The organism is Austwickia sp. TVS 96-490-7B (assembly GCF_019331795.1).
In the GTDB taxonomy this organism is placed as follows: domain Bacteria; phylum Actinomycetota; class Actinomycetes; order Actinomycetales; family Dermatophilaceae; genus Austwickia.
Window position 1 is genome coordinate 657,443 of sequence record NZ_JAHPZL010000008.1, and the last position, 17,332, is coordinate 674,774.

Here is a 17,332-nt window from a genome sequence, read left to right on the forward strand (position 1 = left end):
TCCCCTCTCTGCCTCTACTCGTCCTTGCCGAAGGTCGCCCACAGGCCATAACCGTGCAACGCCTCGGTGTGGCGTTCCATCTGCTCCCGGGGTCCACTGGCCACCACTGCTTTTCCCCGATGATGCACATCAAGCATCAGCAACTGAGCTTTCTCTTCGGAATATCCGAAATAGCTCCGGAACACCCACGTCACATAACTCATCAGGTTGACCGGGTCGTTCCACACGATCGTGACCCACGGCGCAGCCAGGTCTGGGGTGGACTCCGCCAGCTCGAGTTCCTGACCAACGGGGGCAATCGACATTCCACCACAATAGAGTGTGCCCGTGACCAGCACAGCCAGCACGGCACTCCGCACCGACCACTACGAACTGACCATGCTTCAAGCCGCCCTGCACTCCGGGGCCGCTCATCGGCACAGTGTCTTCGAGCTGTTCGGGCGTCGACTCCCCGACGGTCGTCGCTACGGCGTCGTCGCCGGAGTCGGACGCATGTTGGAAGCCTTAAGCGAATTCAATTTCGGCCCAGAGGAACTCGAATTCCTGGAGAGTCAGCGGATCGTCGATTCCACCACCTTGGACTATCTGCGGGACTTCCGATTCACTGGCTCCATGTGGGGATACGCCGAAGGCGAGATCTACTTCCCCGGGTCTCCTCTGCTCATCGTCGAAGGCACCTTCGCCGAAGCCTGCATGCTCGAGACTCTGCTCCTCTCCATCTACAACCACGACTGCGCGATCGCCTCAGCCGCATCCCGGATGGCTACCGCCGCCGGGGGGCGCCCCCTCATTGAGATGGGCTCCCGTCGTACCCACGAAGCTGCCGCCGTGGCCTGCGCCCGCGCCGCCTATGTTTGCGGCTTCGCTACCACTTCCAATCTCGAAGCCGCCCGTCGCTACGGCATTCCCAGCGCCGGTACCTCAGCTCACAGTTTCACGTTGCTGCACGACACCGAACGTGACGCCTTCACCGCGCAGGTCACCAGCCTGGGGCGGAGCACCACCATCCTCGTCGACACGTACGACGTCGCTACCGCCGTACGCACCGCAGTGGACATCGCCGGAAATGACCTCGGTGCGGTGCGATTGGACTCGGGCGACCTCGTCACTCAAGCCCACGAAGTGCGCGCCCAGCTTGACGCCCTAGGAGCCACCAGTACCCGCATCGTGGTCACCTCCGATCTCGACGAACATGCCATCGCCGCGTTGGCCGCTGCCCCGGTCGACGCCTACGGAGTGGGCACCTCCCTGGTCACTGGATCAGGCCACCCCACAGCAGGGCTGGTCTACAAGCTAGTTTCGCGCGCCGATGACACCGGCCGCTTGGTTGACGTCGCCAAGAAGAGCAAAGACAAGAACTCGGTCGGTGGCCGCAAACATGCCCTGCGCCGGGTCACTGAGTACGGCGACGCAGAGGCTGAGGTCATCGGCATCGGCGAACGACCCCTTCGAGACGACAACGACCGTGATCTGCTCGTTGAGCTGGTCCGTGACGGTGATGTCATCGCGGACGCCAGCGCCAACGCCGGTCGGGCTCACCACAAACGGGCTTTAGCTGAACTCCCCGCCGGAGCACGCCGTCTTTCTCGCGGAGAGCCAGTGATCCCCACTCTCTACCAGGACACCATCCGCTGACAGCCATGACCCACCCCGAGGAGGACCCCGTGCTCACCGAGCGTGCCTTGATCGTCGTCGATGTCCAAAACGACTTCTGCGAAGGTGGTTCCCTCGCCGTCCCGGGCGGCGCCCAGGTCGCCGCAGCCATTGCCGACCACGTCCGCACCCATGGAGCCGACTACGCCGCGATCCTCGCCACCGTCGACTGGCACGAAGACCCCGGCAGCCACTGGTCGACACATCCAAACTATGTGGACACCTGGCCGCGGCACTGCCAGGTAGGGACTTCGGGAGCGGAGTTTCATCCCGCCTGGGCCGCGGAAGCCACCCAGATCGACGCGATCTTCCGTAAGGGACGGCGTGACGCTGCCTACAGCGGTTTTGAAGGAGCTACCACCGACGAGGGGCAGGACATTGGTCTAGGGCAGTGGCTCCGGGATAGCGGCATCACCTCGGTGGACATCGTCGGTCTGGCCACAGATCACTGCGTTCGCGCGACAGCCCTTGACGCTGCCCAGGAAGGATTCTCCCCACGAGTCCTGCTCGACCTGACCGCTGGTGTCGACACGACCACCACTGCGGCCGCACTGGCCGACATGCGCAACGCTGGAGTCGAACTTGCCGGAGGCGGCCCCTGCTGAAAGCCTCCGGCACGTCCTCTCCCCGGGAGTCAGGCGAGACCCAGCTGTCGGGCCTGATCCCACAGGTGTGCCCGGACACCGGGGTGTGCTGCCCGATCAATCAAGTTGGCCGCTTGCTCCTTCTCCGAGCAGCCCATCATCTCGGCAACCCCATGCTCGGTGATCACACAGGTGTGTTGGAACGAGGTCACCGGTTCATCCAGCAAGGGAACGATCGTTGATACTTGCGCCTTAGGGTGCCAACTGCGAAGGGCCATAATCGCTTGGCCGTGCGGAGCGTGCATCGCGCCCACCGTGAAATCTGTTTGGCCGCCGAAACCTGAATGGATCCGCGCTTTGATGCGAGACGCATTCGCCTGATCCAACAGGTCTACCTGCAGCGCCGTGTTGATACTCGTCATGCCGTAGTTCTGACAGATACGGGCTGGCGAATTGACTGTCTCGGTGCGCAACACCCGCACCCGCTCGTTTCGATCAATCCATCGATAGAGGTCCAACGAGCCGTACACGAACGACGCCGTGATCACCCGGTCCGGATCCAGGGCGCCAGCCTCCGCCAAGGACAGCACGCCGTCAGAGAGCATCTCCGTCCAAATTCCCAAGTCTTTCTTGCGGGATAAGCCGCCCAAGGTCGCGTCAGGGATCTCGCCGATGCCGAGCTGCAAGGTGGCCCCATCGCCCACTCGGTCGGAGACTAATGCTCCGATGATTGCTGCCGACTCGGCCCGTTCCGGATCGGCCGCCGATGCACTGACCGCGCCATGTCCTAGCGGTCGGACCGGCTCGTCCGCTTCCACGACTGCGTCGAACATGTCGAGGTCGTATTCGCCGTCACCGAAGGTGTACGGCATCGTGGGGTTGGTCTGAGCGATCACCAACCCCCCTGAAGCCTGAGCTGCCTCTATCACCCCGCACAGAATGTTGATCTCACACCCCAAGCTCACCTTGCCGTTGTACGGCACTGAGGTGTGCACCACCACCGCGTCCACGGCGAGTTTCCCCGAGCGAAACAGATGAGGAACATGGCTCAACCGAGAGGGGTAATAAGCCAACCTTGGGCTTCGACGCATTCCCGGCCCCACAAATGCCGACTCCAAGGTCACCCCGTCGCGGTCTGGCACCCCTACTGGGGAGTTGAGCACAAACAACCGATATCGAGGCACGTGAGCGTCGACGCTACGCAACATGGTCCAGGGAACAGCCCCGTTACCACTGACAACGATGCGGGGTTCGGCAGCTTTGGCTGCGATGAGAGCAGCAGCTTGATCAGCGGTGATCGTAGACACAGCCCCCACTGTGCCAGCTGTGGGGGCTGTGCGGAGAACGTTCGAGAGAACCACCGTCTGTCTGCCGTCCAGCCGGGGCACCCAGCCGGGCAGGTGTGAGTACTGCTGACTCAATCCTTTTAGTACCGCTGACTCGATCCGGTAGGCACGGCCGGAGGGATGCCTGATCCATTGACCCCATTTCCGCCCCCACTGCCGCCGTTACCGCCGCCACCAGGAGCCCCTGGTGCCGGAGCGCCGCCACCGCCACGACCGCCACCGGTGGGTGGTTTGACCCCACCGGTGATCGTCCCAGACGGGTCTGGCGCGGTGGTACTTGGCTTGGGGGGCGCCGGAATCGTGATGCAGGTCATGATCAGACGCACATAGGCATCAGCCCCTGCGGGGGTCAAGTGGATGCCGTCCTCGACGAACCAATTCAGATTCGCCTTGCCCTTGGCGTAGGCATGCCAGTCAGCAATGGACACGTTGGCGTAGTTCGGAGACACGGTGCGTAGCGTTCGCAGCGCCCGAGCTTCCCAGGGACGGGGCACTTTGGGAGTGACCACAATGACCTGTTTGACATCCTTCAAGGAATCCAACGCGGTTTTGAGCTCACCGTCGTCGATCAAGCCGTTGTCGCCAGTGTGCAGGACGACGATGTCCGCTTTGATGTTCCCAGCGTTTGATGCGTTGGTCAGATCTGGCAGGAGCTTCCAAGCCTGTTCAGCCACTTTGGCGCGGTTGTCTACCTTGCCAAAGAACTTCAGGAACGCTGGTTGAGCCCCCACTGCGACCGAGTCGCCATAGATCACCACAGACAGGTCTTTACGAGGCGTGACCTGCTCTGGCGTCAATTTCGGCACTGGTGGGGGCGTGGTTCCGTTGGTGGCTTTCGGAGTCGGGCCTTTCACCGGGGTCGTTGGAGTATCTGCCCCAGCAGCACTGTCCAGATCCATACGGGCGGGCAACACCATCGCAATGGCCACACCCACCACCAGCTGAATTGCGGCAAGACGCACCAGTTTGATGTTCCAGGTCACCCCGGACCACGGACGACGCCAGCCGTACTTCCGGACCGGCTGCTCGACGAGTTGGTACGACAACTCAGCGAGGAAGAACGTCAATGCCAGTCGAAGAACCCACAGCCGGGGACCGTTGAACGGAACATCCAGATCAGGGCGGGTAAAAGCAGCAATCGGCCAGTGCCACAGATAGAGCCCGTAGGACCGTTGTCCGATATATCGCAGGAAACGAAACGAGAAAAGCTTGGCGAGCGGCCCAGGACGAGCCACCACTGACACCAGCACGGTGGTAGTCAACGCAATGATAGGAAATCCATAGCGATACAACGGTGCCGAGTATTCATCGATCAAGCTGATCGATGCCAGCAGCCCCACCAACGCGAGTGAGCCCACCGCGGTGGCGCGCATCGATGCACGGTCCAAGTTTGGCATCAGTTTCCCGAAGCCTGCCCCACCGCGATAGAAAGCCAGTGACGCACCGAACAGCATGCCCATCGAATGGCTATCCGTTCCGAAATACCACCGACTCGGGTCCCCCATCCCCGGGACGTTATCCATCGCCGAGCCCAGACCCATGGCGAGCGCAGACAGCACGCCGAGCAGTGCGCTGACGGTCGTGAGCACTACTCGCCGCCCTCGGTGATACGGCACTTTGCGCCAGACGAGTACCACGAGTAAAGGCCAGAGCACGTAGAACTGTTCTTCGACGGCAAGGCTCCACAGGTGCTGCAGCACTGGTGGACGCCCAGCCGCCTCGAAGTACGAACGTTTATGCAGGATGTACCACCAGTTGGAGGTGTACGTCGCTGCAGCCCCGACATCTCCGAAGAAGGATCCCAGCTGGTCCCGTTCAGCGATGGCCATCGCTACCCCGGAGCACGCCATCAGCAACAGGACAGCGGGGAACAGCCGTCGAATACGTCCCAGCCAGAACTGTTTGAGATCAATGTCTCGGATCGACCATCGAGCCCACAACTGGCTACTGATGAGGTAGCCGGACAGCACAAAGAAGATGTCGACGCCGAGGAATCCTCCGACGAAACCCGGCACCTGGAAGTGGTAGAACAACACCGCCATCACAGCCAATGCGCGGACGCCATCCAGACCCGGGAGGTAGGCCGTTCGCGTAGCCTTCCCTCGCCGCGTCAGGCCCCCTGCCGCTTGTTTGTGCACGTCGTACCTTCCCGCCTGTCTGAATGCCCCGACGGGGCATGTCGTTCCCAGCTTCGCCCTCAGCGCATCCTGAACGGTGGAGCCACGGCGAAAGGCCTCCCGACACTTTCGATCCTTGCCACCACTCTCCCTCAGCTGCCCGTCCGGCGCCGGAAGTTGTCACTTCCGACGCATCTTTACCACCTCACTGTGACCGATCACATCGTGGATGGTCCGCCGAGAGCGGTCAGTCATGCCTCGACCCAGGTCGAAAAGCATGAAGAAAAACCCGATAGTACCCAGGACAGGCATTGTGAGCGCGAGCTGACCGGCGATCTTGATAGCGGTGCGACGTGAGGCCGACTCGAATGTCAGTTCACCGCCACCGCGCTCCACGACCTTGATTCCCATGAGCCTGCGTCCCGGAGTCGTACCAGCCCGCGCCAGTAGCACGAACTCGTAGAGGTAATACACCAAGACATTGCCCACCATGACCGCAGCGGACACAGCCTGGACGCTGGCCGGGATGGGGTCTGCTGGCTTTCCAGCAGCCAAAGACGCTGCCGCGCTGTCATACCAGGGCCTGACCACATCCATGTGAGACCACACCATCAGTAACCCCAGCGGCATTGCCAGAGCCAAACAGACCAGATCGTCGACGAGGTACGCGAACAGACGTTGCCACCATGCTGCCAACGGAGCGCCCTCTAGCGTACGCGTCTGCGGGACACCGCCGTGCACTCGGGGATCCGTTCCGGGAGACACCGGCCCGTAACCAGGACCCTGGCCAGGTGGGATCGGAGGATATCCGCCGTGGTGGCCGGACCATTCCGCTGGTCGGGACGCTGGAGTGTCACCAGGTGAGGACGATGGCGGTGGCCCACCGGGCGTGACGCTTTGCGGGGGCGCCACCGACTCAGGGGACCTCTGGCTGGGCTGCTGACCGCCAGCGATAGGGGCCGCCGGTTCCCCAGCCCCAGACGGCGCCTCCTGCCCTCCTGCTGGCTGTCCGCCTGATGTCTGCCCGGGGGTCGCCTCTGCCGAGGCCGTCGGTTCGACGGTCTCAGTGGTGCGTGAGGTCATCGAAGAAGGAGCGGCAGATCCTGACACCGGTGCGGTCGCTTCTGGGACGGCCGGGGAGGCTGGGTCGCTGAGATGTTCGGTCCAAGCCACGCCATCCCAATAACGCAGCTGACCGCTCTGTGCAGGATCGTCGTACCAACCAGGAGGGGGGAGCGCCATGTCGCCATCCTGTCAGACTGCCCTGAAAGCTCCATGCCCGCCGTACCTCAGCCGGACTTACCCCTCAACCGACGCCATCGTCACGCACAGCATCCCGACCAGCGAAAAAACTTGTCCGGGTCGGCTTTTCCGAAGTGACCACCACGTTGTCGGACAGAACGGCTACCCTCCAGGTCATGACTCAGGGCGTGGACCTTCTCGACGCGCGCATCATCGCGCTGTTCACCGAGCAACCCACCATCGGCGTGCTGGGGGCTTCTCGTGCCCTCGGGGTTGCCCGTGGCACCGTTCAAGCCCGGCTGGAGCGGCTTCAATCCCGGGGAGTGATTGCCTCGCTTGCCCCGACCATCGACCCTGGAGCTCTGGGGTATCCCGTCACAGCTTTCTGTAGCCTGCAAATCCGGCAGACCGCCGGGCAATCCCCGGTGGTAGCTCACCTGTCCTCCATCCCGGAAGTGATCGAGGCTTATACGATCACCGGCGCCTTCGACCTGTTCGTGATCGTGGTAGCACGTAACAACAGCGACCTACAGCGAGTCATCGACGCGATCGTCGAGCACGACCACATCGAGCGAGCCTCCACCCAGATCGCTTTATCCACTCATATTGAAAGCAGGACCCTGCCGTTGGTTCAGGCGTCAGCCCTGCCAACCCACGACTGAGTAGCCGACCGTAGGGAATGGCACCGCTCATCGTCTCCCCACGAACCAGGCCCGGATCTTGGTAATGCGTTCGGTGACCTGCTCGTGACTAGCCTGATCAAGAGTGGGTCCGCCACATTGGCGCCGTAGCTCGGCATGTACCACGGCATGGGCCTGACCGGTTTTGTGGGCGTACGCCGACACTAAGGAGTTCAACTCTTTTCGGGTCGCTGCCAGAGCACGATGCCCGGTGGCCTGGGGATCCTGTCCCGCTGTGGGGCGCTTTTTAGCGTGTCGACGCTGCTTCTCTGCCAGCAGATGTGCCACCTGGTCAGGTTCGAGCAGACCCGGCAAGCCCAGGAAATCCGCTTCGTCTGCTGAGCCTGGATCGGAAGCGAAACCATACTGTTCGGCGTCGAAAAGAACGTGATCAAAGGTGGCATCGGACTCCAACGCTTCGAACGAGAGCTGTTCCTCGCCAAGATCAGCGGTCGACCTGGATCGGTTGGCCTCTTCCAGCAAAGCCTCTTCCGGGGCCCACATATCGCCCTCGGCGAGCGTCGAAGGCCGATCCAAGGCGTGATCGCGTTCGTCCTCCAACCGGGCGGCATGCTCCAAGATGATGGGAACTGTCGGGAGAAACACGCTGGCCAGTTCACCGCGACGACGAGCCCGGACGAAACGTCCCACCGCTTGAGCAAAGAACAACGGGGTCGACGTAGAGGTCGCAAAGACACCGACTGCCAGTCTGGGGACATCCACCCCTTCGGACACCATCCGCACCGCCACCATCCATCGCTGCTCCCCCTCCGCGAACGACTCAATGCATCGGGAGGCTTTGGGATCGTCAGAAAGCACCACCGTCGGATGCTCGCCGGTGATGCGTTTCAAGATGCCTGCGTAGGCCCGTGCCTGGGTCTGGTTGGTGGCGATGACCAACCCCCCAGCGTCAGGGACATGTCGTCGTACCTCCCCCAACCGCTGATCAGCAGCTCTCAGCACTGAACTGATCCACTCCCCCCGCGGGTCTAGCGCAGTCCGCCACGCCTGAGCGATTTGGTCTTTGGTCATCGGCTCGCCCAGCCGCGTCGCGATCTCATCGCCAGCTTTGGTCCGCCACCGCATATTGCCGCCATAGGCAAGGAAGATCACTGGTCGGACCACTCCGTCGGCGAGAGCCTCGGCATACCCGTAGGTGTAATCGCTCGACGACCGCCGGATCCCGTCAGAGTCCGGTTCGTAGCGCACAAACGGGATCGGAGCAGTGTCAGAGCGGAACGGCGTCCCAGTTAAGGCCAGCCGACGGGTAGCAGGTTCGAAGGCCTCCCGGATCGCGTCTCCCCAGGCCAAGGTGTCTCCACCGTGGTGGATCTCATCAAGAATCACCAGGGTGCGCCACCGTTCACACCGAGCGCGGTGGAGTAAAGGTTTCGCAGCAACTCCAGCGTAGGTCAACGCAATACCGTCGAAGTCGCTGCTGGTCCCGCCTGCTCCATTGGTGAATCGGGGGTCAATATGAATCCCCACTCGGGACGCTGCATCAGCCCATTGGGTCTTCAGGTGCTCCGTCGGCGCGACGATCGTGACTTTTTGCACGACCTTGCGATCGAGCAGTTCTGTGGCGACCCGCAGCGCGTACGTCGTCTTCCCCGCGCCCGGGGTGGCTACGGCCAGGAAATCCCGTGGGTCGGTCTCTAGATAGCGTTGCAGGGCCTCAGCCTGCCAGGCGCGCAGCTTGCGGGCGGTCCCCCAAGCGGCACGCTCGGGGAAGGCCGGAGACAGGTGGGAGGCAGCCGAGGTACTCATCGCTGGGCGAGCGTACCCGACCGGAATGACGCCGCGGCGGAGGGATGTGCCTCACCGCGGCGCTCCACACCTCACTCGTCGCCGTCAGCCGGTTCGCGCAGGCCCTCGAAGATTTCTTTACATGCTGGACACACCGGGAAGCGTTGCGGGTCGCGCCCTGGAACCCACACCTTCCCGCAGAGGGCAACGACAGGATGCCCAGACATCGCGCTCTCCAGGATCTTCTCTTTGCGCACGTAATGCGAAAACCGTTCGTGATCTCCCGGCTCAGACACCTGAGTGGCTGCGGAGGTCTCCTCCCGCTCCAGCACGCTGGTGGCGGTTGAGGGACCACGAGAAGGCTCCAAGGGACCACCGGGGCCGTACGGGTCAAGTGGATCGCCGGGGACCGTCGAGGCGCGCGGCGAGTTCAGAGCGGGGAAGGCGTACGACGACGTCATGGCCGCCAGTGTAAGAGGCGTACCCATGTCGATGCAGACCTGCCAGGTCGCGGGAACGCAGGCGCCCGGTATCTGCACCGATCAGTTCCATTCCGGGTTGCCGGGGTAGGCAGACACGAAAGCCAGGTGCCCGGGTTGACGCCGCAACACCGTGGACCAGAGCTGTTCTGGATGTTCGGGAAACAGGTCAGCAGGTTCCCGATTGACGAGGAACCAGCTGCCATTAGCCAGCTCAGATTCCAACTGTCCAGCCGACCATCCGGCATATCCGGCAAAGATCCGCATCCCCACCGCCCGACCAGACAGTTCGGTGGGGTCGGCATCGAGATCGACTACGCCAACCCCACCAAATAACCGATGCACCGCTGACGGCGTGCCCGCCCCCACCACACCAGCTAATCCCAGCGCCGTATCCAAGGACACCGGTCCACCTTGGAACAGCTCTACCGGCGCACTCAGATACGGCGACCAGCCCGGAAGCACCCGATCAACATCGACCCCAAGCCTTTTGTTCAGGACCAGACCATGCGCTCCGTCCGCAGTGTGGTGCAGGATCAGCACCACACTGCGGTGGAACACCTGCTCGGTGAGCACCGGAGAAGCCACCAACAAGCGTCCATCGAGAAATTCGGTCACACCTCCAGTGCTACCCGATCAACGCCTCTCATGCATCCCGACGACGTCCGCCGTCCCGTCCATCGCCGTACGGCCGACGGCCGGACCCTCCGTGAGAACGCGGGGAGCGACCACCGTCGCCGCCGAAGCGACCCCGCCCACCGAAGCGGCTTGAGCGCTTGGGACGCGGTTCCACGATGCGAAGGTAAGCCTCCTCCGGTACCGGGACACCGCTGGTACGACGAGCGCCGGTGGCCGCCAACAAGGCGTCATCACCCGGAGCAACCCGGGTCGGGACCACATTGACACCTGCCGCGCTGCAGAGACGTTCCACGGTGCGCCGTTGATGCGGAAGCGCCAACGTCACCACAGTGCCCCGCTCACCAGCCCGCGCGGTTCGCCCTGCCCGGTGCAGATAGTCCTTGTGGTCTGCTGGGGGGTCGACCTGAAGCACCACTGACACCTCGTCCACGTGGATACCCCGAGCTGCCACATCGGTGGCCACCAGCACCGGCATCCGGCCGTCCTTAAACGCTGCCAAAACGCGGTTACGGGCACCCTGGTTGAGCCCGCCGTGCAATGCCGCAGCCAGCACGCCTTGTTCACGGATCTCCCGGGCAACTCGGTCAGCGCCGAGCTTGGTGCGCACAAAGACGATGGTCCGCCCGTCCCGGTTGGCAACCTGGGCAGTGACTACCTTCTTGTGGTTGGGCTCGAGGAGCAACACGTGGTGGTCCATCGTGGTGACGCTGGCGGTGGCTTCGTCTGTGGAGTGGACCACTGGCTCAGACAAGTAGCGTTCGACGACCGTGTCGATGCCTTTGTCCAGGGTCGCGGAGAACAGCAATCGCTGTCCGCCTGCGGGAATCAGATCAAGGATCTCAGTGACCGCTGGCAGGAAACCCATGTCAGCCATGTGATCAGCTTCGTCAAGGACAGCGATGTTGACGTCATCCAATAGCACCGCGCCACGTTCGAGCAGGTCGACCAACCGCCCCGGGGTTGCGATGAGCAGGTCCACCCCACGGTCGAGGGCCGCGAATTGACCCGTGTAAGCCAGCCCGCCAGCCACCAGCTTGTGCCGCACTCCCACCACATGAGCCAACGGTTCCAAGGCGTCACTGACCTGCATTGCGAGCTCTCGGGTGGGCACCAGCACGAGCGCACGGGGCCGACGGGGCTGCGCCGGACCGGCGTCGACGAGACGCGCCAAGGTCGGCAGACCAAAAGCCAGCGTTTTACCCGAACCAGTCTGTCCTCGGCCAAGCACGTCCCGGCCGGCCAGCGAGTCAGGAAGCGTTGCTGCTTGGATCGGGAAGGGGGTGGTGATGCCATCGCGCGCCAACCGACGTACCAACGGTTCTGGGACACCTGCCTGCGCGAACCCGTTATCGGCTGCGACGTCAACGTCTACTACCGGGGTCTGCTCTGGCATCTCCCGCACCGGAGCATCCGTACGCCGCAGACGCTCCGCGTGGTGATCGACCCGGTGCTCCGGACGACGACGGGCCCGGAAGTCCTGATCAGTGGTCGGCCGGTCACCGCGGTGTTCGCCGCGAGCTGGTCTAAAGTCCTCCCGACGCGGGCCACGCGAATCCCGCTGCGGGAAAGAACGACGCGCGTCGCCGTCACGGTCTGTTCGAGACGAGTCACGGTCGCGCCAGGAGCGGTCTGGGATGAACTCTCGACGTTCCCGGTCGTCACGACGATTGGTGCGGTAACGATCATCTTGACGCTCATCACGCCGAGTGTCGCCGTACCGGTCATCCCGACGGGGACCGCGCGCTCGATCATCGCCGCTGTAGCGGTGATCGGGGCGCTCCCGGCCCTGCTGACTATCCCGCTGGTCCCAACGCTGCCCCGCGCCTCGGTAGCCGCTGTCTTCGCGGCGGTCACGACGGGGCCCCCGCGGGGTATCGTCGCGACGGTATCGGCTGTCTCCACGGTCCTGATCGCTACGACGGTCCCGACCCGGCTGGGCAGAGTCACGCTCACGCCACGGACGGTCCTGTCGACGGTCTTGGTCGCCGTCAAAACGACGATTTTTCGGTGCGTCTCCGCGGAACGACGGTCGGCGCTCAGCCGAAGCATCTCCATCGCGGCGCCCATATCCGCGAGGAGCTCCGCTGCGGTTTCCGGAAGTGTCACGCCAGTTTTCCCGGCGGTCACCACGTCCCTGGTTGTCATACCGGTCGCGGCTATCACCGCGCTGAGGGCGGGCGTATCCGCGATCCCCGCTCCGACCCTCCCGGGACTGGTCATTTCCCCGGAAGCCAGATCCGCCGTCTCGGTTATCACGAGCTGGTCTGGCATCACGGTCGTAGCCGCGGTCTTTGCTCTCACCTCGACGAGGGCCGCCACGATCAGGACGAGCCGGCTCTACCCGACCCCAGGTCGGGGAAGACGCCCGCTGACGTCCGCGAGGAGCTCCGCTGCGCGCCTCAGCTTTCTGAGCCGCTGTCCATCGAGATTTCTTCTTCGCTGCCGGAGCAGGTTTGTGCGCTGTCATGACGCCTTCCTTGTGCGTCTGGTGCGCGCAGAACTTCCGCTGAGCCACAGCGGCAGTCACCGGCGCACGGTCGCCATACCGGCGACGGGGCGGGCCGGGACGACGGATGCCGCCCGGCAGAGAGCCCCTCGACGTCAGCAGCATTGCGCGGTGTGGGGCGTGGATTGATGATGTTCACCCGCCACAATGCGGGACTTTCCAGCTTACCAGCGGCTTTGAGGTGCCTTGACCGCGACCCGGGAGCCCCACCACGCCAGCGCAGTCGAGGCCAACGACACCCCCACCAGATCGGCCACCGCGTCCCAGGGGTCACCACTGCGCCCGGGCACCCACAACGCCTGGACAATTTCACTCACCGGAGCGTGGATCGCACAGATGACAGCGCCCCACCACCATCGCCGCCACACTCCGGCAGCTGCTAGGACCGGAACCGCGAAGAGAACGACATGGACGACTTTGTCCACACCTGGGAATAAGGGCGGTCCGCCCACAGATGGCGTGTATAAAGCCCACAAGTGAGCACCCACCACCACCATCAGGGTCGCCACAGCGAGGACCTGACGATCCAATCCTCTGCCTGACCGGCCAGCGGGGACACTCTTTGTGGAAGAACGCATATCCGACACCCGACCAGTGTCACCCCACTCCCTACCTGGGGCTGACACCAGCGAGACCTTGTCCGGAATGTCTTGGCATCTCATCGCGTTGCCACGACATGACGACAATCGACCTCAGCGCCGACACCTTCGAGGAAACAGTCAACAAGGAGGGCATCGTCCTGGTTGACTGCTGGGCCGCGTGGTGCGGGCCGTGCCGCCAGTTCTCCCCGATCTTCGAAGCCGCCTCGGAAAAACACGCCGACATCACTTTCGGCAAGCTCGACACCGAATCAGAGCCCGAGCTAGCCGCCGACCTGGAGATCACCTCCATCCCCACCGTCTTCGGCTTCCGTGACGGCGTCTTGCTGTTCGCCCAGCCTGGTGCGCTGCCGGCTGAAGCTCTTGAAGAGGTCATCAGCCAGATTCGAGGAATCGACATGGCCGAGGTTCACGCCGAGATTGCCCGCCAGGAAGCCGAAAACAGCACCCAGGGCTGATCAGACGATCCGCACCCCATGCCAGGGGCTCCGGCACCAACAACTGAGGGACACCCCGTGGGGTGTCCCTCAGTTGTTGGTCAAGACCGGCTGTTGTTCACGATCAGCTGTCCCGAACATTGATCCGGATGATGGACCGCACTAGCGTGACGCGCCTGTCATGGCGTGGAGGTGGCGGGAATCGAACCCGCGTCCGCCGGCACCGAACCAGGACTTCTCCGGGCGCAGTGCGCTCTGGATTTTCTCGGCCCCAGGACTCGCACGCACACGTTCCCTGACAGGCCCAGTCGAGTAAAAGTCCCGCATCGTCCCCCGACATGACGATGCAGCAAGCTACCTAGCTGACGCCAGGAACTGAGTCGGCAGCGAACTCAGGCTGACGGACTTCGAGGCTCGCTCAGGCGGCGAGGGCGAAGTCGGTGCGCTTGGAATCGGCACCTATTGGTTTGCCGGGATCGTTAACGAGATAACCCGACATCCTCGACCCGCTTCCCCTGGAATGACAACCGACGTCGAAACCGATCACCCCCATGGAGCAGGCGCGTCACGCTGTGCAGTTATCAACAGAAACCAAGCTACGTACAGTACGCGAGCCGCCGGTGCCACCCACGTCATGTCGATGACCCAGATCTACGAGCCCTGTCCGCAGCTGTCACAGGATACCTGGACCATCAGCAGCACGTCACCTTAGTTATGCCAGGGGCCTGAGCAGCGCGGAGCGATCGTCATCAACGAATCTAGAGAGCGACGACACCACCCACCCCCTTCAGTCGGTGCCGTCAACCTCAGGCTCAGGTGGTTCCCCTCCCAGCAAGAACATCCTGCCGCTGATCTGATCTGCCGTGACCTCTACGTAGTGGTACTTCTCCGTTGCCACCCAGGGATGCAGCGGCAAGAGCTCGAAGTGTTCCTTCTCCTCGGGGGAAGTCAGTTCTCGGGCCGTGCCGTAGAGGATGACGCTGGTGGCTTTGCCGTCGCTGACCTCGTCGTACTCGAAAGCGATCTTGTGGTTGATAGTGACCGCAAGAAGCTTGCTCCCGGACGCCGTGCGGAAGAAGAGCTTTTTTCCCCGGGCATGGTAATTGATGGGGACAATGTCGGGAGAATTCGCCACTGAGAACGCTAGGCGGCCATACTCCCGGGCCTCCAAGAGTTCCCAGCACTGCTTCTCGTCGAGGACCTCCATGGTCTGATCGATCATGGTGTGACTTCCACCTCTCCTGTACGACGGCATCTCATCAAACGCTGGGTCAGACACCGAGAAGATGACACTCAACTCACGAAGCTGCCACGAACGTTGCTGGAAGCGTACGCTGTTCGGTCCCGGGGAGGCCCACCGGACTACCGTACGACGCTGATTGTCACCGAACTGTGCGCAACGACATCGCCCGCTCCGCCTCACGCCGATCCTGGCGTTCGCGCAGTGCATGACGTTTGTCGTATTCCTTCTTACCCTTCGCGAGAGCCAGCTCGACCTTGGCCCGACCATCCTTGAAATACAGCGACAAAGGCACCAGCGTGTGCCCAGATTCTCGGGTCTTTCCCGTGAGCTTGTCGATCTCCACCCGATGAAGCAACAGTTTGCGTTTGCGGCGAGCCGCATGGTTGGTCCACGTACCCTGGCTGTACTCCGGAATGTGCACCCCTTCCAACCACACTTCCCCGCCAGAAATTGAAGCGAATCCGTCCACCAGGGACGCCCGCCCCATCCGCAAGGACTTCACTTCGGTGCCTTGGAGAACGATCCCCGCCTCCACCGTCGCCTCAATGAGATAATCGTGACGCGCCTTTCGATTCCGCGCGATCACCGACGTGCCCTTCTCTTTGGCCACGACCGCCTCCTCCCATCACCAGCCGGTCCGTAGCGTCTCTCACCCGGAGCGGCGCCTCAGCTTACCTGCCACGTCAGGGCGGACACGAGGAGTTATTCGCTATACCTTCGCTATACCGGCGGGCATCACCTGCCTCTTCGACCCACACCAGTCACGAGGTACCCAGGTCAGAACCAGCCACGCGGGTTGACTGGCGCCCCATTGACTCGCACCTCCCAGTGCATGTGACACCCGGTGGATTGACCAGTGGTCCCGACCGAACCGATCACCTGCCCCCGACTCACCGACCCGCCAGAGACGGCATAACCGGACATGTGGTTGTAGGTGGTGACAATGCCGCCCCCGTGATCGATCCAGACAGCATTTCCGTAGCCACTGATCCAGCCAGCATGGATGACCACGCCGTCCCCAGCGGCATAGACCGGCGTACCGCATCCCGCGCCGATGTCCAGCCCCGAGTGCAGCTCCTGCGAGCCAGTGACCGGGTTGATCCGCCATCCGAACTCGGAGGTAAACGGACCTGCTACCGGCACCGAGAATCGGCCATTACCGCTGGGAGGTGGCGCTGACGGATTTTGCCCCTGGTCACGGGCTCGCTGGGCCAGCCGATCCTGAATCTGTTGATTTTGCGCCTGCAACTGCGCAACTCGCTCCTGCTCGGCGGCACGTTCAGCAGAAACCGCCTCGGATGCCTTGCGTTGGTCGTTTTCTAGACCTTCCAACCGAGATCGCACCTCGTCAGCTTGCTGACGGGATTCCTGGGCCTGGCGCAGCGCAGCAGTTGCCTCGACCTTCAACGCGGCGATACGACGTCGTGTCTCGGCCAGTTTGACTTGTTCTTCGTCGGCTCGACGTTTGGCCTCCGCGAGTTCCTGCAGCATCACATTCTGGGCGTCGTTGACCTTCTCCACAATGTACATCCGATCGGACAAGTCCTTGGTCCGGTCGGTGTTAAGCACCGCTGACAGTCTTTCCAGACCCGCCCCTTCGTAAGCCTGGCGGGCCATATTGTCGCGAATATCGGCATGTCTTACCTGCTCAGCTCGGATTGCAGCGATCTTTGCCAGGCCCTCAACTTCTGCACGTCGAGCCACGTGCAATTCGCCTTCGATCACGCTCTGTCGTTCCTGCGCGGCTTTCTCCGATGCCAACGCCTGATCGAGGGCCTGACGTGCCTCGGTCAGTTTGGCTTGCGTCGCTTGTAAGGCCAGCACTGCAGATCGGGCGCGCGCTGATAGATGGGCCAACTTGCCTTGGGACTCTTCTAGCGCTGAACGGACTTTCTGCTGATCTTGGTCCAGATCGTCGGCATAGGTGACCGCAGTCCCACCGAATAGCCCGGCAGCTACCAGGCACATTGATCCGGCGCAAACAGCCTGAGCCCACCGTCGGCGGTCCGGGGTTACCCGTTGGCCGAGGTGTTTTGTCCAATGGCGCACAACGAACCTCCC

Annotated in this window: 16 protein-coding genes and 1 other RNA gene; 4 read left to right on the forward strand and 13 right to left on the reverse strand. The window is 62.8% G+C overall.

Annotated elements, in window-relative coordinates:
• Positions 1-14: 14 nt before the first annotated feature.
• Positions 15-305 (reverse strand): ATP-dependent Clp protease adapter ClpS, encoded by a 291-nt coding sequence (gene clpS / locus KEM60_RS13485; protein ID WP_219108075.1) that lies wholly within the window; start codon positions 303-305, stop codon positions 15-17.
• A 73-nt stretch (positions 306-378) separates the two neighbouring features.
• Here clpS and KEM60_RS13490 point away from each other — a divergent pair, with 73 nt between their 5' ends.
• On the forward strand, positions 379-1,635 hold the full coding sequence (locus KEM60_RS13490) for a nicotinate phosphoribosyltransferase (protein WP_370626375.1): 1,257 nt from the start codon (positions 379-381) through the stop codon (positions 1,633-1,635).
• Between the two features lie 5 nt (positions 1,636-1,640).
• Positions 1,641-2,258: an isochorismatase family protein gene (locus tag KEM60_RS13495; RefSeq protein WP_219108077.1), complete on the forward strand. Its 618-nt coding sequence runs from the start codon at positions 1,641-1,643 to the stop codon at positions 2,256-2,258.
• Between the two features lie 29 nt (positions 2,259-2,287).
• On the opposite strand, the gene KEM60_RS13500 is transcribed toward KEM60_RS13495, so the two are convergent.
• The 3 genes from KEM60_RS13500 to KEM60_RS13510 all read right to left on the reverse strand — a co-directional run bounded on the left by KEM60_RS13500 (position 2,288) and on the right by KEM60_RS13510 (position 6,942).
• On the reverse strand, positions 2,288-3,544 hold the full coding sequence (locus tag KEM60_RS13500) for an acetyl-CoA hydrolase/transferase family protein (RefSeq protein WP_255574630.1): 1,257 nt from the start codon (positions 3,542-3,544) through the stop codon (positions 2,288-2,290).
• A 119-nt stretch (positions 3,545-3,663) separates the two neighbouring features.
• Complete coding sequence (locus KEM60_RS13505; RefSeq protein WP_219108078.1) at positions 3,664-5,721, reverse strand: acyltransferase family protein; 2,058 nt, start codon at positions 5,719-5,721, stop codon at positions 3,664-3,666.
• A 159-nt stretch (positions 5,722-5,880) separates the two neighbouring features.
• Entirely contained in the window at positions 5,881-6,942 is a 1,062-nt protein-coding gene (locus KEM60_RS13510) for an RDD family protein (protein WP_219108276.1), read from the reverse strand.
• A 176-nt stretch (positions 6,943-7,118) separates the two neighbouring features.
• Between KEM60_RS13510 and KEM60_RS13515 the strand changes: the two genes are divergently transcribed.
• Positions 7,119-7,604, forward strand: a complete 486-nt coding sequence (locus KEM60_RS13515; protein ID WP_219108079.1) for an Lrp/AsnC family transcriptional regulator — start codon at positions 7,119-7,121, stop codon at positions 7,602-7,604.
• Between the two features lie 27 nt (positions 7,605-7,631).
• Here the strand turns inward: KEM60_RS13515 and KEM60_RS13520 are convergent, their stop codons facing one another.
• The 5 genes from KEM60_RS13520 to KEM60_RS13540 all read right to left on the reverse strand — a co-directional run bounded on the left by KEM60_RS13520 (position 7,632) and on the right by KEM60_RS13540 (position 13,570).
• Positions 7,632-9,389 (reverse strand): DEAD/DEAH box helicase, encoded by a 1,758-nt coding sequence (locus KEM60_RS13520; protein WP_219108080.1) that lies wholly within the window; start codon positions 9,387-9,389, stop codon positions 7,632-7,634.
• Positions 9,390-9,460: 71 nt separating this feature from the next.
• The gene (locus tag KEM60_RS13525; RefSeq protein ID WP_219108081.1) at positions 9,461-9,829 is read right to left on the reverse strand and encodes a DUF3039 domain-containing protein; all 369 of its coding nucleotides are present in this window, start codon (positions 9,827-9,829) and stop codon (positions 9,461-9,463) included.
• 81 nt (positions 9,830-9,910) lie between these two features.
• Positions 9,911-10,465 carry a YqgE/AlgH family protein gene (locus KEM60_RS13530; RefSeq protein ID WP_219108082.1) on the reverse strand — a complete coding sequence of 185 codons (555 nt, stop codon included), beginning with the start codon at positions 10,463-10,465 and terminating at the stop codon, positions 9,911-9,913.
• A 28-nt stretch (positions 10,466-10,493) separates the two neighbouring features.
• Positions 10,494-12,953: a DEAD/DEAH box helicase gene (locus KEM60_RS16665; protein WP_255574631.1), complete on the reverse strand. Its 2,460-nt coding sequence runs from the start codon at positions 12,951-12,953 to the stop codon at positions 10,494-10,496.
• A 203-nt stretch (positions 12,954-13,156) separates the two neighbouring features.
• Positions 13,157-13,570 (reverse strand): VanZ family protein, encoded by a 414-nt coding sequence (locus KEM60_RS13540; RefSeq protein WP_255574632.1) that lies wholly within the window; start codon positions 13,568-13,570, stop codon positions 13,157-13,159.
• A 98-nt stretch (positions 13,571-13,668) separates the two neighbouring features.
• Between KEM60_RS13540 and KEM60_RS13545 the strand changes: the two genes are divergently transcribed.
• A complete protein-coding gene (locus KEM60_RS13545) occupies positions 13,669-14,049 on the forward strand; it encodes a co-chaperone YbbN (RefSeq protein WP_219108083.1) in 381 nt (126 codons plus the stop codon).
• 163 nt (positions 14,050-14,212) lie between these two features.
• Here the strand turns inward: KEM60_RS13545 and ssrA are convergent.
• From ssrA to KEM60_RS13565, 4 genes are all read right to left on the reverse strand, one after another.
• Positions 14,213-14,579: a transfer-messenger RNA gene (ssrA, locus tag KEM60_RS13550) on the reverse strand.
• A gap of 236 nt (positions 14,580-14,815) precedes the next feature.
• Positions 14,816-15,250: a pyridoxamine 5'-phosphate oxidase family protein gene (locus tag KEM60_RS13555; protein WP_219108084.1), complete on the reverse strand. Its 435-nt coding sequence runs from the start codon at positions 15,248-15,250 to the stop codon at positions 14,816-14,818.
• Positions 15,251-15,410: 160 nt separating this feature from the next.
• A complete protein-coding gene (smpB, locus tag KEM60_RS13560) occupies positions 15,411-15,881 on the reverse strand; it encodes an SsrA-binding protein SmpB (RefSeq protein ID WP_219108085.1) in 471 nt (156 codons plus the stop codon).
• A gap of 167 nt (positions 15,882-16,048) precedes the next feature.
• Complete coding sequence (locus tag KEM60_RS13565) at positions 16,049-17,320, reverse strand: M23 family metallopeptidase (protein ID WP_219108086.1); 1,272 nt, start codon at positions 17,318-17,320, stop codon at positions 16,049-16,051.
• Between the last annotated feature and the right edge of the window lie 12 nt (positions 17,321-17,332).